Annotated in this window: 17 protein-coding genes; 10 read left to right on the top strand and 7 right to left on the bottom strand. The window is 71.2% G+C overall.

The annotated features are described in order from the left end of the window. The first annotated feature begins 120 nt into the window (after positions 1–120). From ACF09C_RS18560 to alc, 4 genes are all read left to right on the top strand, one after another. Complete coding sequence (locus tag ACF09C_RS18560) at positions 121–1,065, top strand: EamA family transporter (RefSeq protein ID WP_392092503.1); 945 nt, start codon at positions 121–123, stop codon at positions 1,063–1,065. A 26-nt stretch (positions 1,066–1,091) separates the two neighbouring features. Next, a complete protein-coding gene (locus ACF09C_RS18555) occupies positions 1,092–2,075 on the top strand; it encodes a DMT family transporter (RefSeq protein WP_392092502.1) in 984 nt (327 codons plus the stop codon). A gap of 35 nt (positions 2,076–2,110) precedes the next feature. Next, a complete protein-coding gene (locus ACF09C_RS18550) occupies positions 2,111–3,031 on the top strand; it encodes a LysR family transcriptional regulator (protein WP_392092501.1) in 921 nt (306 codons plus the stop codon). Positions 3,032–3,117: 86 nt separating this feature from the next. After that, a complete protein-coding gene (gene alc / locus ACF09C_RS18545) occupies positions 3,118–4,257 on the top strand; it encodes an allantoicase (RefSeq protein WP_392092500.1) in 1,140 nt (379 codons plus the stop codon). Between the two features lie 135 nt (positions 4,258–4,392). On the opposite strand, the gene pepN (ACF09C_RS18540) is transcribed toward alc, so the two are convergent. The 4 genes from pepN (ACF09C_RS18540) to ACF09C_RS18525 form a co-directional block, all read right to left on the bottom strand. Continuing rightward, the gene (gene pepN, locus ACF09C_RS18540) at positions 4,393–6,975 is read right to left on the bottom strand and encodes an aminopeptidase N (protein ID WP_392092499.1); all 2,583 of its coding nucleotides are present in this window, start codon (positions 6,973–6,975) and stop codon (positions 4,393–4,395) included. Between the two features lie 150 nt (positions 6,976–7,125). Continuing rightward, positions 7,126–8,142, bottom strand: coding sequence for an aspartate-semialdehyde dehydrogenase (locus tag ACF09C_RS18535; RefSeq protein WP_392092498.1), 1,017 nt, complete (start codon positions 8,140–8,142; stop codon positions 7,126–7,128). A 202-nt stretch (positions 8,143–8,344) separates the two neighbouring features. Further along, complete coding sequence (locus tag ACF09C_RS18530) at positions 8,345–11,665, bottom strand: S8 family serine peptidase (RefSeq protein WP_392092497.1); 3,321 nt, start codon at positions 11,663–11,665, stop codon at positions 8,345–8,347. Positions 11,666–11,862: 197 nt separating this feature from the next. Further along, positions 11,863–12,405 carry a CGNR zinc finger domain-containing protein gene (locus ACF09C_RS18525; RefSeq protein ID WP_392092496.1) on the bottom strand — a complete coding sequence of 181 codons (543 nt, stop codon included), beginning with the start codon at positions 12,403–12,405 and terminating at the stop codon, positions 11,863–11,865. A 119-nt stretch (positions 12,406–12,524) separates the two neighbouring features. Between ACF09C_RS18525 and ACF09C_RS18520 the strand changes: the two genes are divergently transcribed. The 5 genes from ACF09C_RS18520 to ACF09C_RS18500 all read left to right on the top strand — a co-directional run bounded on the left by ACF09C_RS18520 (position 12,525) and on the right by ACF09C_RS18500 (position 16,200). Continuing rightward, a complete protein-coding gene (locus ACF09C_RS18520; RefSeq protein ID WP_392092495.1) occupies positions 12,525–12,980 on the top strand; it encodes a VOC family protein in 456 nt (151 codons plus the stop codon). 79 nt (positions 12,981–13,059) lie between these two features. Then, positions 13,060–13,944 carry a pyridoxamine 5'-phosphate oxidase family protein gene (locus ACF09C_RS18515; RefSeq protein ID WP_392092494.1) on the top strand — a complete coding sequence of 295 codons (885 nt, stop codon included), beginning with the start codon at positions 13,060–13,062 and terminating at the stop codon, positions 13,942–13,944. Then, positions 13,941–14,423 carry an HPP family protein gene (locus ACF09C_RS18510; RefSeq protein WP_392092493.1) on the top strand — a complete coding sequence of 161 codons (483 nt, stop codon included), beginning with the start codon at positions 13,941–13,943 and terminating at the stop codon, positions 14,421–14,423. The genes ACF09C_RS18515 and ACF09C_RS18510 overlap by 4 nt, the downstream gene beginning before the upstream one ends. Positions 14,424–14,455: 32 nt before the next feature. Continuing rightward, positions 14,456–14,923 carry an NUDIX hydrolase gene (locus tag ACF09C_RS18505; protein WP_392092492.1) on the top strand — a complete coding sequence of 156 codons (468 nt, stop codon included), beginning with the start codon at positions 14,456–14,458 and terminating at the stop codon, positions 14,921–14,923. A gap of 107 nt (positions 14,924–15,030) precedes the next feature. Next, positions 15,031–16,200: a serine hydrolase domain-containing protein gene (locus ACF09C_RS18500; RefSeq protein ID WP_392092491.1), complete on the top strand. Its 1,170-nt coding sequence runs from the start codon at positions 15,031–15,033 to the stop codon at positions 16,198–16,200. A 12-nt stretch (positions 16,201–16,212) separates the two neighbouring features. Here ACF09C_RS18500 and ACF09C_RS18495 read toward each other — a convergent pair whose 3' ends face one another. Both ACF09C_RS18495 and pepN (ACF09C_RS18490) read right to left on the bottom strand, forming a co-directional pair. Further along, positions 16,213–17,067: a hypothetical protein gene (locus tag ACF09C_RS18495; protein WP_392092490.1), complete on the bottom strand. Its 855-nt coding sequence runs from the start codon at positions 17,065–17,067 to the stop codon at positions 16,213–16,215. 184 nt (positions 17,068–17,251) lie between these two features. Beyond that, a complete protein-coding gene (pepN, locus tag ACF09C_RS18490) occupies positions 17,252–19,846 on the bottom strand; it encodes an aminopeptidase N (protein ID WP_392092489.1) in 2,595 nt (864 codons plus the stop codon). A 136-nt stretch (positions 19,847–19,982) separates the two neighbouring features. Here pepN (ACF09C_RS18490) and ACF09C_RS18485 point away from each other — a divergent pair, with 136 nt between their 5' ends. Further along, on the top strand, positions 19,983–20,618 hold the full coding sequence (locus ACF09C_RS18485; RefSeq protein ID WP_392092488.1) for a DsbA family protein: 636 nt from the start codon (positions 19,983–19,985) through the stop codon (positions 20,616–20,618). A 139-nt stretch (positions 20,619–20,757) separates the two neighbouring features. Here the strand turns inward: ACF09C_RS18485 and ACF09C_RS18480 are convergent, their stop codons facing one another. Beyond that, positions 20,758–21,402, bottom strand: a complete 645-nt coding sequence (locus ACF09C_RS18480; RefSeq protein ID WP_392092487.1) for a superoxide dismutase — start codon at positions 21,400–21,402, stop codon at positions 20,758–20,760. Positions 21,403–21,458 lie beyond the last annotated feature (56 nt).

Below are 21,458 nucleotides of genomic sequence, written 5' to 3'. Positions count from 1 at the left end.
CGGGAAAGTATCTCAAGAGGAAGCGTCTCACTGAGAAGCCTCTTGCGTGTAAGTAGCTTACTGCTAAGCTACTTACCAACAAGTCGCTCGGAACCACTCCGAACAAGGGGGGGACCTGCCATGTCCCGCAAGGCCGCCGTCGTCGCGCTGACCGCGCTCGCCCCGATCTCCTGGGGCTCCACCTACTTCGTCACCACCGAGTTCCTGCCGCCCGACCGGCCGCTCTTCACCGGCCTCATGCGGGCCCTGCCCGCCGGGCTCCTGCTGCTCGCCGTCACCCGCAAGCTGCCGCAGGGCGCCTGGTGGTGGAAGGCGGCGGTCCTCGGAGCGCTCAACATCGGCGCCTTCTTCCCGCTCCTCTTCCTCGCCGCCTACCGGCTGCCCGGCGGGGTCGCGGCGGTCGTCGGCTCCGTCGGCCCGCTCTTCGTGGTCGGCCTCGCCGCCCTCCTCCTCGGCGACCGGCCGACCGTCCGGACCCTGCTCACCGCCGTCGCCGCCGCCTTCGGCGTCAGCCTCGTCGTCCTGAAGGCGGGCGCCGCTCTCGACCTGGTCGGCGTGCTCGCCGGACTCCTGTCGGCGCTGTCGATGTCCGCCGGCACCGTGCTCACCAAGCGCTGGGGCAGGCCCGAAGGGGTGGGCGCGCTGGCGCTCACCGGCTGGCAGTTGACCACGGGCGGCCTGGTGATCCTGCCGATCGCCGCCCTGGTCGAGGGCGCCCCGCCGGCCCTGGACTCCACCAACCTGCTCGGCTACGCCTACCTCGCCCTCGGCAACACCGCGATCTCCTACTTCCTCTGGTTCCGGGGCATCGAGCGGCTCAGCGCCTCCTCCGTGACCCTCCTCGGTCCGCTGTCGCCGCTCACCGCGGCCGTCGTCGGCTGGGTGGCCCTCGGTCAGGCGCTCGGTCCCGTGCAGCTCGCCGGCATGGCGATCGCCTTCGGCGCCACCCTCTTCGGCCAGCTGAACCCCCGTACCCCGGCGAGGAAGGTCGAATCGTTCAGCTCTGCTGAACGGATCGATCGGAAAGTTTCGATGGACCTGGAGGTTTCCTCGGTGCGACGGTAGAGGCCGCACCGACCGAAAGGATCACCGTGGCCCTCCTGGACCGTGTCCGCACCGTCCGCACCGCCGAGCGCACCACCACACCCACCGCCCCCACGGGCGAGCCCACCACCGAACCCACCGCCCCGCGCCTCCTCGCGCGGGGCGCGGGCGTCGGGCTCCTCCTCGCACTCGTCGCCACGGTCGTCTGGTCCGGCAGCTTCGTCGCCACCCGGGACATGGCCGACTCCGTCCCGCCGATCCAGGCCGTCTTCTGGCGCTGGGTCATCGCCCTCGTCGCCGTCGCCCCCCTCGCGGCCCGCCAGGCATGGCGGCAACGGCACCTGATCCGCCGCCACTTCGGCTACGTCGCCCTGGCCTCACTGTTCGGCGTCGCCCTCTACAACACCCTCGTGCACCAGGCCGGACTGACCACCTCCGCCTCCAACATGGGCATGATCATGGCCGCCTCCCCGGTGATCATGGCGCTCTTCTCCCGCCTGGGCGGCGAACGTCTCGGCGCCCGCCGCACCGCCGGGATGCTCCTCGCCGCACTCGGTGTGCTGCTCCTGGTCGGCAAGGGCTCCCTCGCCGTCGACCTCACCGCCGGCGACCTGTGGATGTTCGCGGCCGCCCTCTCCTTCGCCTCGTACAGCGCCCTGCTCAAGCGCAAGCCGACCGAGATCGGCGCCCTGCCCTTCCTCTTCACCACCTTCGTGCTCGGCGCCCTGATGCTGCTCCCCGCCTACGGCGTCAGCCTCGCCGTCCAAGGCGGCTTCGAGCCCACCCCCGGCTCCGTCGGCGCGCTCCTCTACGTCGGAGTCTTCTCCTCCGCCGTCGCCTTCTTCGCCTGGAACAAGGCCATCACCCTGATCGGCGCCGCCCGCGCCGGGGTCGTCTACTACCTCCAGCCCGTCTGCGTGGCCCTCCTCTCGTACGCCCTCCTCGGCGAGGAACTCGGCCTCATCGGCGGCGCCTGCATGGCCCTCATCCTGGGCGGGGTCGCGCTGGCGAGCGCCCGGTCCCGGACGTGAACGATCCCCGGAGCGCGCCCGGTAGGTTGCGCCCCATGACCGAGTGGGACATCAAGAAGCTCCAGATCCTCCGCACCCTCCGCGACCGCGGCACCGTCACCGCGACCGCCGAGACGCTGCTCATGACCCCCTCGGCCGTCTCCCAGCAGCTCACCAACCTCGCCAAGCAGCTCGGCGTCCAGCTCCTCGAGGCGCAGGGGCGCCGGGTCCGGCTCACCGACGCCGCCCATCTCGTGCTGCGGCACGCCGAGGCCGTCTTCGCCCAACTGGAGCGCGCCGACGCCGAGCTGGACGGCTATCTGCGCGGCGAGGCCGGTCAGGTGCGGGTGGCCGCGTTCTCCACGGCCGTGCCCGCCCTCGTCGTCCCGGCCGTGCAGCAGTTGCGCACCGCCCACCCCGGGCTGGACGTCAAGATCCGCGAGGCCGAGGCGGCGGAGGCGTACGAGCTCCTCGCCACCGGCGACGTCGACCTGGCGCTCTCGCTCGCCGCCCATGCCCCCTCCGCGCGCGACCCCAAGTTCAGCCGCGTCCCGCTCCTCGCCGACCCGCTCGACGTGGCCCTGCCCGCCGGGCACCCGCTCGCCGACGCGCCCGGGCTCCGGCTCGCCGACCTCTCCGCCGAACCGTGGATCTTCGGCGGCTCGGGACCGTGGTCCGAGATCACCACCGCCGCCTGCGAGGCCGCCGGGTTCGTCCCCGAACAGGCCCACAGCGCCGCCGGCTGGACCGCGATCCTCGCCATGGTGGAGGCCGGGATGGGCGTCGCGCTCGTCCCCCGGATGGCCTCCGCCGAGCGGCGCGGCGAGCGCGGGATCGTCATGCGGGTCCTCTCCGCCGACCAGCCGCGCCGCCATGTCGTCGCGGCGGTACGGCGCGGGGCGGAGGAGGGACCGGCCGTGGCCCGGGTCCTCGCCGCGCTCCGGCAGGCGGCCGTCCAGCGCGAGACGGTCCAGTAGGAGCACTCAAACGTTCAGTTCGACTGAACATACCTGTCGAAAACATTCGATGGACCCGCCGCGTCATGGAAGCGCACAGTCGTGCCATGAGCCTCGACGAGACGAACGCCGCGAACGCCGACCCGCACGCCAACGACGCCGCCCCCTACGGTGGCGGCGACCCGTACGCCGACTACCGCACCGGTGACTTCCCCTTCACCGAGCTCGTCGACCTCGCCGACCGTCGCCTCGGCGGCGGTGTCGTCGCCGCCAACGACGAGTTCTTCGCCGAGCGCGAGAACCTCCTCGTCCGCGAGCGCGCCGTCTTCGACCCGGAGCACTTCGGGCACAAGGGCAAGATCATGGACGGCTGGGAGACCCGCCGCCGCCGCGGCGCCGACGCCGAGAACGTCTTCCCCGCCCCCGAGGACCACGACTGGGCGATCGTCCGGCTCGGCGCCCCCGGCGTGATCCGCGGCATCGTCGTCGACACCGCCCACTTCCGCGGCAACTACCCGCAGCGGGTGTCCATCCAGGCCGCCGCCGTCGAGGGTTCCCCGAGCCCGGAGCAGCTGCTCGCCGACGACGTGAAGTGGGAGGAACTCGTCCCGCCGACCCCCGTGCGCGGCCACGCCGCCAACGGCTTCCAGATCGACGTCGAGCGCTGCTTCACCCACGTCCGGGTCTGCCAGCACCCCGACGGCGGCATCGCGCGCCTGCGCGTCCACGGCGAGGTCGTGGCCGACCCCGAGTGGCTGGAGCTGCTCGGCACCCTCGACCTGATCGCCGTGGTCAACGGAGGCGTCTACGAGGACGCCTCCGACAAGTTCTACTCCTCGCCCACGCAGATCATCCTGCCCGGCACCTCCCGCAAGATGGACGACGGCTGGGAGAACCGCCGCCGCCGGGTCCGCGGCACCAACGACTGGGTCCGCTTCCGGCTCGCCGCCCAGGGCGCCGTACGCGCCGTCGAGATCGACACCGCGTACCTCAAGGGCAACTCGGCCGGCTGGATCGCGCTCCAGGGCCGCAACGGCGAGGCGGGCGAGTGGTTCGAGATCATCCCCCGGACCAGGCTCCAGCCCGACACCCTGCACCGCTTCAAGCTCCCCGCGCAGGCCGTCGTCACCCACGTCCGCCTGGACGCCTTCCCCGACGGCGGTGTGGCCCGCATGCGGCTGCACGGCGCGCTGACGGAGCAGGGCGCGGCCGACCTGCGCGCCCGCTACACGGCGCTCGGCGGCTGACGGACGCCGCCGCCACCAGATCTCCGCCCGGCGGGCGGCAGCGCACGAACGCCCGCCCGCCGAGCGGATCACAACGGGCGAAGGGGCACCTCCGTGGGGGAGGGTGCCCCTTCGTCTTTCAGCCGATACGACCGGCTACGCGGCGGCCGCGTCCGCCGCCTGCGCCTTCAGGGCGCGCTCGACGCCCGCCCGGCACTCCGTCACCAGGCGCTTCAGCGCCGGCGCCGGGTTGTTCGCCGCGATCCACGCGTCCGTCGCCTCCAGGGTCTCCTGCGAGACCTGGAGCGTCGGGTAGAGCCCGACGACGATCTGCTGGATCATCTCGTGGCTGCGCGTCTCCGAGACGCCCTTGATCGACGCGAAGTACTTCGTCGTGTACGGGGCGAGCAGCTCACGCTGGTCGGTCTGGACGAAGCCGCCGATCACCGCCTCCTGCACGGCGTTGGCCAGCTTGTCGGACTCCACGACCGACGCCCACGCCTCGGCCTTCGCCGCCTCCGTGGGACGCGCCGACCGCGCGGTCGCCGCGTGCCGCTCACCGGCCGCGGTCCTGTCCCGCTCCAGCTCCGCCGCGATCTCCGGCTCGTCGAAGACACCGGTCGCCGCGAGCCGCTGCACGAACGCCCAGCGCAGCTCGGTGTCGACGGCCAGGCCCTCGATCGTCTCGCCGCCCTCCAGGAGGGCCGCCAGCAGGTCCAGCTGCTGCGGCGTGCGCGCCGTCGCCGCGAACGCCCGCGCCCACGCCAGCTGGTGGTCGCTCGCCGGCTCGGCAGCGCGCAGGTGCGCCAGGGTCGCGTCGGTCCACCGGGTCAGCCCGGCCTCCCGCCACTCCGGCGCCGCGTACAGGTCGAGAGCCGCCTTCACCTGGCCCTGCAGCGACTGCACCACACCGATGTCGCTCTCCTTGGCGATGCCGGAGAGGACCAGGTCCAGGTAGTCGCGGGTGGCCAGCTCGCCGTCCCGGGTCATGTCCCAGGCAGATGCCCAGCACAGCGCGCGCGGCAGCGACTCGGCGAAGTCGCCGAGGTGCGCGGTCACGTTCTTCAGGGACACCTCGTCGAGCCGGACCTTGGCGTACGACAGGTCGTCGTCGTTGAGCAGCACGACCGCCGGACGGGGCTTGCCCGCCAGCTGCGGTACGGCCGTCAGCTCGGCCGCCTCGATGTCCAGCTCCAGACGGTCGGAGCGGACCAGCTTGCCGGCCGCGTCCAGGTCGTAGAAGCCGATCGCGATCCGGTGCGGACGCAGCGTCGACTCGCCCTTGGCGCCCGCCGGCAGCGCCGGCGCCTCCTGCTTGACCGCGAAGGAGGTGATGACACCGTTCTCGTCGGTCTCGATCTCCGGGCGGAGGATGTTGATGCCGGCCGTCTCCAGCCACAGCTTCGACCAGGCCTTCAGGTCACGGCCCGAGGTCTCCTCAAGCGCGCCCAGAAGGTCGGTCAGACGCGTGTTGCCGAAGGCGTGCGCCTTGAAGTACGCCTGCACGCCCTTGAAGAACTCGTCCTGGCCGACGTACGCCACCAGCTGCTTGAGCACCGAGGCGCCCTTGGCGTAGGTGATGCCGTCGAAGTTGACCAGCACGTCCTCGAGATCGTTGATCTCGGCCATGATCGGGTGCGTGGACGGCAGCTGGTCCTGGCGGTACGCCCAGGTCTTCTCCGCGTTGGCGAAGGTGGTCCAGGCGTTCGGCCAGCGGGTGCCCGGCACGGAGGCCTGGCAGGCGACCGAGGTGAACGTCGCGAACGACTCGTTCAGCCACAGGTCGTTCCACCACTCCATGGTGACCAGGTCGCCGAACCACATGTGCGCGAGCTCGTGCAGGATCGTCTCGGCCCGGCGCTCGTACGCCGCGTCCGTCACCTTCGAGCGGAACACGTACTGGTCGCGGATGGTCACCGCGCCCGCGTTCTCCATCGCGCCCGCGTTGAACTCCGGCACGAAGAGCTGGTCGTACTTGGCGAAGGGGTAGTCGTACGCGAACTTCTCCTGGAACCAGTCGAAGCCCTGGCGCGTGACGTCGAAGATGTGGTCCGCGTCGAGGAACTCGGCAAGCGACGGACGGCAGTAGATGCCGAGCGGGACGGTCTGGCCGTCCTTCTCGTACGTCGAGTGCACCGAGTGGTACGGGCCGACGATGAGCGCCGTGATGTAGGTGGAGATGCGCGGGGTCGGCTCGAAGTGCCATACAGTCAAATCGGGGCCCTTGGGCTCCGGGGTCGGCGAGTTGGAGATCACGCTCCAGCCGCTCGGCGCCTTCACGGTGAACTGGAAGGTCGCCTTCAGGTCCGGCTGCTCGAACGAGGCGAAGACCCGGCGGGCGTCCGGCACCTCGAACTGGGTGTAGAGGTACGCCTGGTCGTCGACCGGGTCGACGAAGCGGTGCAGGCCCTCACCGGTGTTCGTGTACGCGCAGTCGGCGACGACCTTCAGCTCGTTCGGGCCCTGGTGCAGATGGGCCAGCGCGATCCGCGAGTCGCGGAAGACGGCGGCGACGTCGAGCGCGTGGCCGTTGAGGACGACCTCGTGCACGGCGGGGGCGACGAGATCGATGAAGGTCTCGGCGCCGGCCTCGGCGGAATCGAAGCGGACGGTGGTGACGGACCGGTAGGTGCCGCCCTCCTGCGCACCGGAGAGGTCGAGGTCGACCTCGTACGCGTCCACGGTCAGCAGCTTCGCCCGCTGCTGCGCCTCTTCACGGGTCAGGTTTGTGCCAGGCACCCGGTCATCTCCTAGATTTCGTGACGTTTGGGCCATCCTTCCACGCGGCGGCTCCACCCCGCACGGCACATTTCGCAGGGCCGCGAGAACGCCCGAAGGGGCGGCCACCGTCCCGGGTGGCCGCCCCTTCTCGTCCGCGTACGGTCCGCGTCAGCCCTTCAGCTCCGCCGCGACCAGCTCCGCGATCTGCACCGCGTTCAGCGCGGCGCCCTTGCGCAGGTTGTCGTTGGAGAGGAACAGCGCCAGACCGTTGTCGACGGTCTCGTCCACGCGGATGCGGCCCACGTACGAGGCGTCCTTGCCGGCCGCCTGCAGCGGGGTCGGGATCTCGGAGAGCTCGACGCCCTCGGCGTCCTTGAGCAGCTCGTAGGCGCGCTCGACGCTGATCGGACGCTCGAAGCGCACGTTCACCTGGAGCGAGTGGCCGGAGAAGACCGGGACGCGCACACAGGTGCCGGAGACCTTCAGCTCGGGGATCTCCAGGATCTTGCGGGACTCGTTGCGGAGCTTCTGCTCCTCGTCGGTCTCGAAGGTGCCGTCGTCCACGATCGAGCCGGCCAGCGGGACGACGTTGAAGGCGATGGGGCGCTTGTAGACGGCGGGCTCGGGGAACTCCACGGCCTCGCCGTCGAACGCCAGCTGGTCGGCGTTCTCGGCTACGGCGCACGCCTGGGTGCGCAGCTCGGCGACGCCGGCGACACCGGAGCCGGAGACGGCCTGGTAGGTCGTGGCGATCAGCGCAGTGAGGCCGGCCTCCTGGTGGAGCGGCTTGAGCACCGGCATCGCGGCCATCGTGGTGCAGTTCGGGTTGGCGATGATGCCCTTGGGGCGGTCCTTGATCGCGTGCGGGTTGACCTCGGAGACCACCAGGGGCACCTCGGGGTCGCGGCGCCACGCGGAGGAGTTGTCGATCACGACGGCGCCCTGGGAGGCGACCTTCTCGGCGAGGGCCTTGGAGGTCGCGCCGCCCGCGGAGAACAGGACGATGTCGAGGCCGGTGTAGTCGGCGGTGGCGGCGTCCTCGACCGTGACCCCGTCGAGGACGGTGCCCGCGGAGCGGGCGGAGGCGAAGAGCCGCAGCTCGTCGACCGGGAACTCCCGCTCGGCCAGGATCTTGCGCATGACTGTGCCGACCTGACCGGTGGCTCCGACGATTCCGACCTTCACGGGGACTCCTCCGTACGTTTGTGCAGGCTGCTGCCGTCCATGATGCGTATGTCCCGGCCCGCCTTGTCCAATCCATTGTCCGAGGATCGGGACGGGTGTCGGGACGGACACGGGCCGTGGGCGGAGACGGAGAAGGGGCGGGCACCGGTTCCGGTGCCCGCCCCCTCACGCGACGTCACGGGACGTCACGCGTACCGCGGTGTTACGGGGTGACCTTGCCGATCACGACGCTGCCGGCGCCCGCGACCGTGCCGCGCGCGTTCACCAGCTGGACCTCGCCGAAGAACTGCCGGCCCTCGGGCGCGGCACCGGCGACGAGCACCGAGGCGCCGACCTTGGCGGAGGCGCCGTTGGCCAGCGGGTAGCTCTTGGCGGCGTCGACCTGGACGCTGCCGAGCGCTGCCGAGTAGTACACGTCCTTGTAGTCGAAGGTCGTGCCGCCCTCGGCCTGCACCGAGTAGCCGTCGATCACGATCGTGTAGGTACCGGCGGCCGGCTTGACGAGCGAGACGGCCTCCTCCGAGTCGCCGTCCGCGGCCTGGCCCACCTGGACGCCGTCGCGCAGGACCGTCAGGTCCAGGTCGGCGGCCTTGTCCGAGGTGTTGCCGATCGCCACGTCGAGCCGCTCGACACCCTCACCGATGGTGACGGTCTTCGTCTGCTGCTCGTGGTGCTTGATCGTCGGCGTCTCGGCCTTGAGCGAGCCCAGCGGGCCGCCCTTCAGCTTGCCCTCGAGGCCGGCGAACTTGTTGGTGACGGTCCACTCGACGGCGGCCGGGGTGCCGACCTTCGCCTCGGCGACGGTCTGCGTGGCCGGGTCGAACTCGGCGCCGAGCACCGAGACGTCGAGCTTGTACGGGTTGTCCAGGTCGGGCGAGGTGCGGCGCGCCTCGACCTCGATCTCCCAGACGCCCGGCGTCGGGTTGGCGTACGAGCGGAGGTCCGCACGGCAGCCGTTGCCCGGGTTGTAGTGCGGGTAGCACACGTTGGACGCGGTGGACTCGAAGGCCACGCCGTACGGGTGGATGGAGATGAACCGGGTCTGGCTCTTCTCCTTCAGACCGCCGAGGGCGACCTCGAGGGTCTTGGCGCCCTCCGGCACGGTGATGAAGTACGACTTGTGGCTGTTGCGCTGGACCGAGCCGTTGGCGGAGAAGCCGTAGCCGGGCGCGGTCAGGTCGGACGCGACGACCGAGGTGGCGAGGATCTGCTTGTCGACACCCTCGGTGCGGTCGTCGTCGGCCTCCAGGATCACGCTGTGCACACCGGCGGTGGTGGGCTTCGCCTGGATCTTGACGGTGACCGGCTGGTTCAGCGGCAGGTCGATCTCGTCGTCGCCGAGGATCCGGAAGGTGCCGTCGTTGTACTTCAGCTCCAGGTCGTGCTCGATCGGCCGGTTCGGGCCGTTCGTGCGCGTGATGGTGACGTCGTAGACCTTCTTCTGGCCGACCTTGAGGCCGCCCTCACGGTCGTACACACCGGTGCCGGTGTGCGGGGCCGGGAAGATCGCGGTGTCGACCGGGGCCTGCACCTTGTAGTCGTGGGCGGTCGCGCCGTCCTTGATCGACTCCCAGGCCTCGTTGATGTCGATGAGGCCCGAGCCCTGCTCGTGCGCCGCGACACCGGGGATCCGCTGGGCGGTCGAGGTGAGGGCGGTGCGCAGGGTCAGCGGGTCGAGCTCGATCCGCTTCTGCTTCGCGGCCGAGATCAGCAGCGCGCTGGCGCCCGCGACCTGCGGGGAGGACATCGAGGTGCCGTTGAGCATCCCGTATCCGGCGGGCAGCGTGTAGCCGGACTCCGGAACGCCGGAGCCCGCCTGCCAGGTCGGGATGGTGTTCACGGACGAGCCCGGACCGGAGATGGTCGGGGTGAAGCCACCGTCCTCACGCGGGCCGCGCGAGGAGAAGGGGAACATCGCGTACGACTTGGTGACGGCCGAGCCGTAGTTGGAGGCCCAGGTCGACTTGGAGATCGCCGCGCCGACCGAGATGACCTTGTCGGCCAGGCCGGGGTCGCCGATCGTGTTGATGCCAGGGCCGGAGTTGCCGGCCGAGATGATCAGCTGGACGCCGTACTGGTCGATCAGCCGGGTGTACAGGCGGGCGCGGACGTTGTCGCCGTCGTTCTGCGCGGGCAGGCCGCCGATCGACATGTTGACGATGTCGACGCCGCGGTTGACGACGAGGTCCGTCATGCCCTCGGTGAGGGCGGTGTTGGTGCAGCCGCCGGTCCAGGTGCACGCGCGCGAGGAGACGATCTTCGCGCCGGGCGCCGCGCCGTTCATCCGGCCGCCGAAGAGGCCCTTGGCGGCGGTGATGCCGGCCACGTGCGTGCCGTGGGAGGACTCGACGATGCCGATGTTGACGAAGTCGCGCTTCTGGCCGACCCAGGAGCCGCCCAGCGGGTCCATCGCGACGTCCTTGCGGATCTCGACGACGAACGGCGTCTTCTCGACGACCTCGGTGGCCGGGTTGTCGGTACCGAAGTAGCCGATCTGGTACCCGTCCTTGTACGGCTTCATCGGCGCGTTGTCCGTGAAGTCGTTGTTCTGGTCGGTGTCCACGCGGACGGTGCCGGCGGCCGGGTCGTACAGCATGCCGAAGAGGTCGGCCGTGTCGCCGTCGCGGTTGATGTCACCGGCCGGGTCGCCGCCAGCGGTGATCGCCTCGTTGAAGCGGCTGAACTGGTAGGAGCCCTCGGGCGCCTTCCAGGACTGCGAGGAGGCGGTGAAGACCGGGCCGGCGACCGGGGTGATCTGGGCACGCCAGGTGCCGTCGCCCTCGGTCAGCGGGTCGGTGGAGGTGACCCAGTCGACGATCTTGCGCTCGCCGGTGGTGGTCTTCTGCAGCGCCGGGTGGCCGAGGTCCACGCCGGAGTCGAGGACGCCGATGGTGACACCCCGGCCGTCGGCCTTGGGGTGGTCCTCGACGAAGTCGACGGCGCCCGTCTCGTGCGACGGGTTGTACGGGTTCTTCGCCGGCGTGCTCTTGCCCGGGGCCGGGTACGTCGTGGAGACGGTCGTGCCCTCGACGGCGCCGGCGGTGCCGGCGTCGGGGGTCGGGTCGTCCAGCGGGATCTCGGCCTGCAGGTCGATCGCCTGGACGCTGGAGAGCTTGGCGGCCGCCTTGATGGCGGCGTCGGCCTTGCCGGTCGGGATCGTGGCGCGGACGTAGCCGAGCTTGTCCTCCTGGCGGCCGACCGAGGCGCCCTGAACCGCGTCGAGCTGGCCGGCGACCTGCTCGGTGGAGCCGGGGGCGGTGGCCACGAGGATCGTGACGTTCTTCTCGCCGGTCGCCTCGGCCTCGCTGAGGCGCTGGGCGTCGGTCGGGCCGAGCTTGTCGCCCGACCCGGCGGACTTGACCGGGGGAGTGGTGGTGGCCGGGGCCTCGACGGCCAGGACCGGCGCGGCGCCGGCCGCGATCAGCGCGGTGACGAGTCCCGCGGCGGCGGCGATCCGGGCTGCGCGTCTGTGCCCGGAGGTCGAGCGCCCGGATATGGAGCTCTGAGTTTCGGGGGTGGTCATTTACATCCCTGATTGTGAAAGAAGAGGGTCCGGATTTCGGTACCGGATGACCGCTCAGCCTTTCGCAAGTGACAGGGGTTTGTGGAGAGTTGAATTCGGCGGGATGTGGTCATGGCACACATCCGCCACCGGGCGCGATACGCCACAGAGAACGTATCGGTGTCAAAGGTGACGAGTCGACCCCCGTTTACCGCTGGTTAGTTCTCCTTTGTACGAGCGTAGTGGCGGGAGGCCTTGGCCCGGTTGCCGCAGATCGCCATCGAGCACCAGCGTCGGGTGCCGTTCCGCGAGGTGTCGAAGAAGTGCAGGATGCACGCCTCGTGGGCGCAGGAGCGGATCCGGTCCGGGGCGGTGCGCAGGAGGTCGAGGTAGTCCCGGGCGGCGGTCCAGCCGGGGCCCCAGGCCGCTTCCGCGAACTCGGGCAGCTCTCCCGGGCCCTCGGCGGTGAGGGTGGCGCGGATGCGGCCGTGGCCGAGAACGGCGTCGACGCGGGCGACGGCGTCGGGGTCGCCGGGCCGGTCGACGAGTCCGGAGAGGGCCTCGCGGGCGGTCAGCGTGTGGCGCAGGGTGGTCGCGTCGGCGGCGAAGCGCGCGTCGAGCCCGTTGGCGCCGAGCCAGACGGCGAGGCCGTCGGTGTCGGTGAGCAGGTCCTGGCGTACGCCGTCCGTCATCCAGCGGGTGTTGAGCAGGTCGAGGGAGACCGGCTCGCCGACCAGGGGCCGCGGATCGGAAACGGTCATGACGGGCACCCTCCTCGTGGAACTAACCCCTCAAGGTTACGTGACCGGTTGCACTCTCGTGACCTAACCTTTAAAGTGAATTTCAATGGTTAGCGCTTGTCGATGAGAGGGGAACCGCCATGGCGGCGATCGGAACGCTGAAGACCAACCATGTGGGGCTGAACGTCACGGACCTGGAGCGTTCGCTCGGCTTCTACGGGGACGTGCTGGGCTTCGAGGTGCTCGGCGAGGGCAAGGAGGAGGGCAGGCGGTACGCCTTCCTCGGCCAGGGCGGACAGCTCGTCCTCACCCTCTGGCAGCAGGCGGAGGGGGCGTACGACTCCGGCCGCGCGGGGCTGCACCACCTCGCGTGGGAGGCCGAGTCGAGCGAGGCGGTCAAGGCGGCGGAGGCGGCCCTGAAGGCGCGCGGGACGGACTTCGCGTACGAGGGCGTCGTCCCGCACTCCGAGGGCGGCCACTCCGGCGGCATCTTCTTCCACGACCCGGACGGCACTCGCCTGGAGATCTTCGCCCCGACCGGCGGGGAGGACGCCGAGGCCCCCACCGAGGGCGCCCCGACCTGCGGCTTCTTCTAGGCAGCGGACGCGCCGCCCGAGGCCGGGGGCCCGCACCCCGGACCCCCGCCCTCGGGCCCGTACACGAAAGGCCCAACCCATGGACGCGTACGACGCGTACAACGCAGGCTCCCGCGCCGTCCAGGAGCGAACCGGCGTCACCGACATCGCCGCCCACGTCGGCCGTTCCATCACCGACGGCATCCGCCCCGTCGCCGCCGCCTTCCTCGAACTCCAGCCGATGCTGGTGCTCGCCGCGGCCGACGGCGACGGCCGGGTCTGGAGCTCGCTCCTCACCGGCACCCCCGGCTTCGCCCGGGCGACCGGCCCGCACACGATCTCCGTGGCGGCCCCGCCGCCGGGGCCAGGACCCGCACCCGTCGGGACCATCGCCCTCGACCCGCGCACCCGTCGCCGCATGCGCCTCAACGGCATCGCCCGCCCCAGTGCCCGCGGCTTCACCGTCGAGGCGGAGCAGGTCTTCTCCAACTGCCCGAAGTACATCCAGAAGCGCGAGCTGTACGCGCCCGACCTCGCCACCCCGCCCGGCGCCCCGTGCCACTCCACCGCGCTGACCCCGGCCCAGGAGGAGTTCGTCCGGGCCGCCGACACCTTCTTCATCGCGACCACCGCCCCCGACGGCATGGACGCGAGCCACCGGGGCGGCTTCCCCGGCTTCGTGAGCGTCGACTCGCCCACCGAGCTGAGCTGGCCGGACTATCCCGGCAACGCGATGTTCCTGACCCTCGGCAACCTGGAGACCGACAGCCGCGCGGGCCTGCTCTTCCTCGACTGGCGGACCGGCACCACGCTCCAGCTGTCCGGCACGGCCCGCACGACGTACGGCGAGGAGGGCGGCCGGACCACCGGGCTCCGCGTGGAACGGGTCGTCGAGACCCCGGCCGCGAGCCCCCTGCGCTGGTCCGGGCCCGACTTCTCGCCCGCCAACCCGCCCCTCGACGCCCACCCCCAGGACCCCGCATGACGACCGCCGCCCCGCCCGCCCGACCGCACCCCAGGACCGTGGCCCTGGCGACCACCGTGAGCGTCACCGCCCTGCTCGCCCTGGTCGCCCTCGGCACCGTCCTCGAGCAGCCGCTGCTGATCCCGCCCCTGGCGGCCAGCATGGCGCTGGTGGCCGGCGCGCCCGACCTGCCGCTCGCCCAGCCCCGCTCGGTCGTCGGCGGTCAGCTCCTCTCCGCGCTCACCGGCTTCGCGGTCCTCCTGGTCACCGGTCCGTCCCTCTGGGGCGCCGCTCTCGCCGGCGGCCTCGCGCTCGGCGTCATGATGGCGGCCCGCACCCCGCACTCGCCCGCCGCCGCCACGGCCGTGATCGTCACCCTCCAGAATCCGCCGTTCTGGACCTTCCTCGCGCTGCTCGCCCTCGCCAGTGCCCTGCTGGTCGCCGTAGGCCTCGCGGGCGCCCGCGCGACCGGCCGGCCGTACCCCGTGTACTGGTTCTGACGCCCGCGTCCCGCTCCCTCTAACCTCACTCCATGAAGCAGGAGTTGAGGGTGGCGGCCTACGCCGTGTGTGTCCGTGACGACGAGATCCTCCTCGCCCGCTGGGTGGACCGGGCCGGCGCCAGGCGCTGGACGCTGCCCGGCGGCGGGATGGACCACGGCGAGGAGCCGGTGGACACCGTCGTCCGCGAGGTCGAGGAGGAGACCGGCTATCTGACCGAGCCGGTCGCCCTGCTGGGCATCGACTCCATCCGGCGCGGCTGGCTGCGCAGGCTCGGCGGCCCCGGCGACTTCCAGGGCCTGCGGATCATCTACGAGTCCCGGATCACCGGCGGCTCCCTGCGCAACGAGACCGGTGGCTCCACCGACCTCGCCGCCTGGCACCCCCTCGCCTCCGTACCCGACCTCGCCAGGGTCGAACTCGTCGACATCGGGCTGCAGTTGTGGCGCGAACGGCCGCCCGTCGGCCGCTCCCGCCTCGCCGATCCGGCAAACGGCTGAATACCGCTCAACCGGAGCAACCCCGCTCAACCCTCCGCCCCGCCTCCCGGGTCCCCTCCCGCGACCGCAGTACACCCGCAGGACCGCACAGAAACAGGGGAACCCGCATGACCTCCGCACGCCTCGCCCGCACCCTCCTCGCCGCGACGGCCGCCACCGCCGCGGCCGCGCTCACCGCGGGAGCGCTCGCCGCGCCCGCCGTCGCCGCCGCCGCGCCGAAGAAGCCCGACCACACCGCCACCCAGCGGGCCCTCGACGCGGCGGTCGCCGAAGGGGTGCCCGGGGCCGTGGCCCAGGCCCGCTCCGGCCGGTCCGGCTGGACCGGGACGGCGGGCGAGCGCGGCGGACAGGACCGCTACCGGGTCGGCTCGATCACCAAGACCTTCGTCGCCACCGTCCTCCTCCAGCTCCAGGCCGAGGGCCGGCTCGACCTGGACGACCCGGTCGAGAAGTGGCTGCCGGGCGTCGTCCGGGGCAACGGCCACGACGGCAGCAGGATCACCGTCCGCCAGCTCCTCAACCACACCAGCGGCGTCTACGACGTCACCTCCGACCCCGGCTTCCAGCAGAAGGTCTTCGGCGAGGAGTTCCTGAAGAACCGCTACGACACCTGGACCCCGCGGCAGCTCGTCGGCATCGCGATGACCCACGCGCCGGACTTCGCGCCGGGCACCTCCTGGTCGTACTCCAACACCAACTACGTCCTCGCGGGCATGGTGATCGAGAAGGTCACCGGCCGTCCGTACGGAAAGGAGGTCGAGCGGCGGATCCTCAAGCCGCTGAAGCTGCGGGCCACCAGCGTCCCCGGGACCAGGGCGACGATGCCGCAGCCGGGTTCACGCGCGTACTCGAAGCTCTCGGTCGACCCGAACGCGACGAAGGTGTACGACGTCACCGAACTGAACCCGTCTCTCGCGTACGCGGCGGGCGAGATGATCTCCGACTCCAACGACCTGCAGACGTTCTACCGGGCCCTGCTCAAGGGCAAGCTGCTCCCGAAGGCCGAGATGCGTGAGCTGACGCGGGCCGTGCCGGTGGGCGAGATGGCCCCCGACATCCACTACGGCCTGGGGCTGATGCAGGTGAAGCTGAGCTGCGGCAAGGAGGTCTGGGGCCACGGCGGTGGCATCCACGGCTCCTCCTCGCAGGCCGTCACCACCCGGGACGGCGAGCACTCGCTCGCCATGAACTTCAACGCGGACTGGACGGGTGACAGCGACACCGTCGTCGAGGCCGAGTTCTGCGGTACGGCTCCGAAGGGCGCTCCGAAGAGCTGACGCGGCACCCGCTCAGCGGGGCAGGACGACGACGTAGGCGGCGGGCTGCCGGTCCGACGCGGCCATCAGGGCCGTACGGACCACGGTGGCCTGCTGGTCCATCGCCTCGCGCAGCTTGCGCGGGGTGATGTGGACGACCGTGATGCCGAGCCGCTCCAGGTGCTCGCGCTTGCGGGTGTACTCCGACCAGAGCGCGTCGTCGTCCTGCCGGGGCGCCCGGGTGTCCAGCTCCAGGGCCACCGCCTGGTCGGGCCAGTAGGCGTCCACGCCGCCGAGGTGCGGGCCGCCCGGCAGCCGCAGGTCCACGTTCCACATCGGGTCCGGCAGCCCGAACTCCCGGACCATCTCGTACAGCCGCTCCTCGGCGATGCCGCGGCCCTCCGCGAGCAGCGAGTCGACGGCGTCCACCACGTGCGGCCGGTTCAGCAGCCGTGCGCGGTTCAACTCCCGCACCACCGTGCCGGGTTCGCAGTGCCCGCCCCGTACCGCCTCGGTGAGCAGCCCGCGCACCGTGGGCGCGTCGGTCAGCGCGGACACCGCGTCCGCGAGCGCCCGGGCGACCGGTGCGACAGGAACCCCGCCCAGCTTGAGCGGCTCGGGCATGTCGTGCGCGCGCACCACCCTGACCGTGTGGGTGGAGCGCAGCCGGCGGGTGCGCGGGACCAGGACGTCGATCCGGTCCAGGGCGAGCAGCGGGGGAGCGGAGGAGAAGCCGTGCACGGCGAGCGCCGCGAGCCCGGTGATCATCGCCTCGGCCTCCCGGGCCGCGGGCGCGGCGCCGGGCCGGTGCGCGTGGAGCAGCGCGGCCCGCAACCGGTCGGAGGTGAGAGGGAGGGGTCGGGGGGTGATGGGGGTGTTCTGGTTCATGCCGGGGGTCTTCCGCTCCCGGAGGCCCCGCTAACCGCTGTTACAAGCGCGTCGCCGAACCGGGACAACTTCGCCCTAAAGTACGCGCGTTCGAGTGCCGATGAGGGTTGCTCGCCACAACGCCGTGGGCGGCGCCCCACCAGGAGCGCCGCCCACGAGAGCCGTACGGGGATTCGCCCCCGCCCTACGCGTCAGCGCCCGCGTCGCAGACCTGCGCCCGCAGCGCGCGCGCCAGGTCGTCGCGCGACTCCAGGACGAGCCGCCGCAGCGCCGGCGCCGCGTCCTCGTGCGCGCCCAGCCAGGCGTCCGTCGCCGTCAGCGTCGACTCGTCGTCCTGGAGGCCCGGGAACAGCCCGCGGACCACGTCCATGCCGATCTGGATCGAGCGCTCCGACCAGATCCGCTCGATCGCCGCGAAGTACTTCTCCGCGTACGGCGCGATCAGCTCCCGCTGCGAGGGCTGGACGAAGCCCGCGATCGTCGCCTCCACCAGCGCGTTCGACAGCGTGTCCGACTCGACGACCTGCGCCCAGGCCTGCGCCTTGACCGCCGCCGAGGGCCGGGCGGCCAGGCAGCGCACCTGGTGCCGCTTGCCGGTCGCCGTGTCGTCGCGGGACAGCTCCTCGCCGATCCGGGCCTCGTCCGCGCGGCCGTGCGTGGCCAGCGGCTCCAGGAACGCCCAGCGCTGCTCCTGGTCGATCTCCAGGCCGTCGATCTTCGCCGAGCCGTCGAGCAGACCCTCCAGGAGCTGGAAGTCCGCGTCCGACGCGGCCGCGGCCGCGAAGAACCGCGCCCAGGTCAGCTGGTGCTCGCTGCCTGGCTCGGCCACCCGCAGCTCGCGCAGTCCGCCCTCGGCGAGCAGCCGGCCGCCCTCCGCGCGCCACGCGGGCGCCGCGTAGTGCGTGACCGCCGAGCGCGCCCAGGCGTGCACCATCTGGAGCACGCCGATGTCCGTCTCGCGGCCCGCGAAGCCGAGCGCGACCGCGACGAAGTCACGGGCGGGCATCAGGCCGTCCCGCGTCAGGTTCCACAGCGCCGACCAGCACAGGGCCCGGGCGAGCGGGTCCGTGATGTCGCCCAGGTGCGCCCGCAGGGTCGCGAGCGAGCCCTCGTCGAAGCGGACCTTGCAGTACGTCAGGTCGTCGTCGTTGACGAGCACCAGGTCGGGCCGGTCCGACCCGGCCAGCTCGGCCACGACGGTCCGGGCGCCGACGACGTCGGCCTCGGCCCGCGCGTACCGCACCAGCTCGCCGTCCGCCGAGAGCCGGTACAGACCGACGGCCGCCCGGTGCGGGCGAAGCTCGTCCCCGCCCTGGACGACGGCCAGCTCGGTGATCCGGCCCTCCGCGTCGTACGTCACCTCCGGCGTCAGCGTGTTGACGCCCGAGGTCTGCAGCCAGGACCGCGACCAGGCCTTCATGTCGCGCCCGGAGGTCTCCTCCAGGACGGAGAGAAGGTCGGCCAGGCGCGTGTTCCCGTACGCGTGCCGCTTGAAGTAGCGGCGCGCGCCCTCCAGGAACGCGTCCCGGCCGGCGTACGCCACGAGCTGCTTCAGGACGGAGGCGCCCTTGGCGTAGGTGATGCCGTCGAAGTTCAGCTTGGCGTCCTCCAGGTCACGGATGTCGGCCGTGATCGGGTGGGTGGACGGCAGCTGGTCGGCGCGGTACGCCCAGGACTTGCGGTTGTTGGCGAAGGTGACCCAGCTGTTGGTGAACCGGGTCGCCTCGGCCAGCACGAAGGAGCCCATGAAGTCGGCGAAGGACTCCTTCAGCCACAGGTCGTCCCACCACACCATGGTGACGAGGTCGCCGAACCACATGTGCGCCATCTCGTGCAGGATCACGTTGGCGCGGCGCTCGTACGCGGCCCGCGTGACCTTGCCCCGGTAGATGTACTCCTCGCGGAAGGTCACCATGCCCGGGTTCTCCATCGCGCCGAGGTTGTACTCGGGGACGAAGGCCTGGTCGTACTTCCCGAAGGGGTACGGGAAGTCGAAGTTGTCGTGGAAGAAGTCGAAGCCCTGCTTGGTGATCAGGAAGACGTCGTCCGCGTCGAAGTGCTTGGCGAGCCCCTTGCGGCACATCGCGCCGAGCGGGATCTCAAGATCGGTCCCGTCGGCCAGCGTGCGCCGGTAGGTGTCCGTGACGTAGTGGTAGGGACCGGCGACGACGCAGGTGATGTACGTCGAGATCGGCGCCGTCTCCGCGAACCGCCACACGCCCTCGGCGTCCCGCTCCCCGGCGCCGTTGCTCCACACCGTCCAGCCCTCGGGGGCCTTCACCGAGAAGAGGTGCGGGGCCTTCAGGTCGGGCTGCTCGAAGGTGGCGTACACGCGGCGGGCGTCGGCCGGCTCGTACTGCGTGTACAGGTAGACCTCGCCGTCCTCCGGGTCGACGAAGCGGTGCATGCCCTCGCCGGTCCTGCTGTAGGCGCACTGGGCGTCCACGACGAGCACGTTCTCGTCGGCGAGCCCGTCCAGGGCGATCCGCGCGCCGTCGAAGACGGCGGCCGGGTCGAGCGCGCGGCCGTTCAGCTCCACCGAGGTGACGGCGGGGGCGATCAGGTCGACGAAGGTGGTGCTGCCCTCGCCCGTGCGCCGGAACCGGATCGTCGTCACCGAGCGGAAGGTGCGGACCTTCCCCCTGCCTTCGGCGGTGGTGTCCCCATCGCTCGACTCCCCGACCGCCGAGCGCAGGTCCAGGGCGACCTCGTACCCGTCGACGGACAGCAGCTCGGCCCGCTCGCGGGCCTCGTCGCGGGACAGATTCTCACCGGGCACGGTCACTCCTTCGTGGCTCGTTCGAAACAGCACCGATCCTCCCATGTGCCACTGTCGCGCGGCGATCGGGGAATGCCCCGGCCGGGGCATGGCGTTGCTCCATGCGGCGCACCGGTATCCATCCATGAGGAGTGACATGTCCGAGAGCAGGACCACCGCCGACTTCTGGTTCGACCCCCTGTGCCCCTGGGCCTGGATGACCTCCCGCTGGATGCTGGAGGTCGAGAAGGTCCGCCCGGTCGACGTCCGGTGGAAGGTGATGAGCCTGGCGGTCCTCAACGAGGACAAGCTCGACGAGCTTCCGGCGGAGTACCGCGACATGCTGGAGACCAAGGCCTGGGGCCCGGTCCGCGTGGTGATCGCGGCCCAGCAGCTGCACGGCGACGAGGTCGTCGGCAAGCTCTACACCGCGCTCGGCACCCGCTTCCACAACAACGGCGAGGGCCCGACGCGTGAGGCGATCACCGGCGCCCTCGCGGACGTCGGCCTGCCGGCCGAGCTTGCGGACTACGCCGACAAGGACACCTACGACACCGAGCTGCGCGCCTCCCACAAGGAGGGCATCGAGAAGGTCGGCCAGGACGTCGGCACGCCGGTCATCTCCGTGCCGGGCTCCGACGGCGACGAGGTCGCCTTCTTCGGCCCGGTCGTCACGCCGACCCCGCGCGGCGAGGCGGCGGCCCGGCTGTGGGACGGCACGCTGCTGGTGGCGGCGACGCCCGGCTTCTACGAGATCAAGCGGACGCGGACGGCGGCCCCGAGCTTCGAGTGACCGCCCCCGGGCATGGAAGGACCCCCGCGATTCACGTCATCGCGGGGGTCCTTCTTTCATCCGCCTGCGAGTGAAGGTTGAGAAGACGATCACGAGCAGGACGAGCGGGGTCCGGTCCGGACGGGGACCGGGACGCCGATCAGAAGGAGATCAGCGGTACGGAGTTCTTGGCCGCCTGGTAGCGCTTGTTCACGTCCTGCCAGTTGACGACCTGCCACATGGCCTCGATGAAGTCCACCTTCTGGTTCTTGTACTGCAGGTAGAAGGCGTGCTCCCAGGCGTCGAAGACGAGGACGGGGATCGAGCCCTGGCCGACGTTGCCCTGGTGGTCGTAGACCTGCTCGACGATCAGCCGGCCGCTGATCGGCTCGTAGGCGAGGACACCCCAGCCGGAGCCCTGCGTGGTCGCGGAGGCCTTGGTCAGCTGGGACTTGAACTTGGCGAAGGAGCCGAACGACTCGGTGATCGCGTCGGCGAGGTCGCCGACCCCGTCGGCGGCCAGCGGCTCGCCGCCGCCACCCTCCTTCGGGCTGTTCATGTTGTTCCAGTAGATGCTGTGCAGGATGTGGCCGGAGAGGTGGAACGCGAGGTTCTTCTCCAGGCCGTTGATCGAGCCCCACTGGTCCTTGTCGCGGGCCTCTTCCAGCTGCTCAAGGGTGTCGTTGGCACCCTTGACGTACGCGGCGTGGTGCTTGTCGTGGTGCAGCTCGATGATCTGGGGGTTGATCACCGGCTCCAGAGCCGCGTAGTCGTACGGCAGTTCCGGAAGGGTGTAGATCGCCATGTGCCGAGCCTCTCGCTGCTACTGAGTTATTGCAACCTATATGCAGGTGCAGGCTA

It is taken from the genome of Streptomyces sp. NPDC014870, assembly GCF_043081505.1.
GTDB lineage: Bacteria > Actinomycetota > Actinomycetes > Streptomycetales > Streptomycetaceae > Streptomyces.
Note: the sequence above shows the minus strand (reverse complement) of the source record. Positions and strands in the feature narration are given on the sequence as shown.

Excerpts from the sequence above, each read along its gene's own strand:
- ACF09C_RS18560 (WP_392092503.1), top strand. The coding sequence starts at position 121 with ATGTCCCGCAAGGCCGCCGTCGTCGCGCTGACCGCGCTCGCCCCGATC.
- ACF09C_RS18550 (WP_392092501.1), top strand. The coding sequence starts at position 2,111 with ATGACCGAGTGGGACATCAAGAAGCTCCAGATCCTCCGCACCCTCCGC.
- alc (WP_392092500.1), top strand. The coding sequence starts at position 3,118 with ATGAGCCTCGACGAGACGAACGCCGCGAACGCCGACCCGCACGCCAAC.
- ACF09C_RS18530 (WP_392092497.1), bottom strand. The coding sequence starts at position 11,665 with ATGACCACCCCCGAAACTCAGAGCTCCATATCCGGGCGCTCGACCTCC.
- ACF09C_RS18525 (WP_392092496.1), bottom strand. The coding sequence starts at position 12,405 with ATGACCGTTTCCGATCCGCGGCCCCTGGTCGGCGAGCCGGTCTCCCTC.
- ACF09C_RS18520 (WP_392092495.1), top strand. The coding sequence starts at position 12,525 with ATGGCGGCGATCGGAACGCTGAAGACCAACCATGTGGGGCTGAACGTC.
- ACF09C_RS18515 (WP_392092494.1), top strand. The coding sequence starts at position 13,060 with ATGGACGCGTACGACGCGTACAACGCAGGCTCCCGCGCCGTCCAGGAG.
- ACF09C_RS18510 (WP_392092493.1), top strand. The coding sequence starts at position 13,941 with ATGACGACCGCCGCCCCGCCCGCCCGACCGCACCCCAGGACCGTGGCC.
- ACF09C_RS18505 (WP_392092492.1), top strand. The coding sequence starts at position 14,456 with ATGAAGCAGGAGTTGAGGGTGGCGGCCTACGCCGTGTGTGTCCGTGAC.
- ACF09C_RS18500 (WP_392092491.1), top strand. The coding sequence starts at position 15,031 with ATGACCTCCGCACGCCTCGCCCGCACCCTCCTCGCCGCGACGGCCGCC.
- ACF09C_RS18495 (WP_392092490.1), bottom strand. The coding sequence starts at position 17,067 with ATGAACCAGAACACCCCCATCACCCCCCGACCCCTCCCTCTCACCTCC.
- ACF09C_RS18485 (WP_392092488.1), top strand. The coding sequence starts at position 19,983 with ATGTCCGAGAGCAGGACCACCGCCGACTTCTGGTTCGACCCCCTGTGC.
- ACF09C_RS18480 (WP_392092487.1), bottom strand. The coding sequence starts at position 21,402 with ATGGCGATCTACACCCTTCCGGAACTGCCGTACGACTACGCGGCTCTG.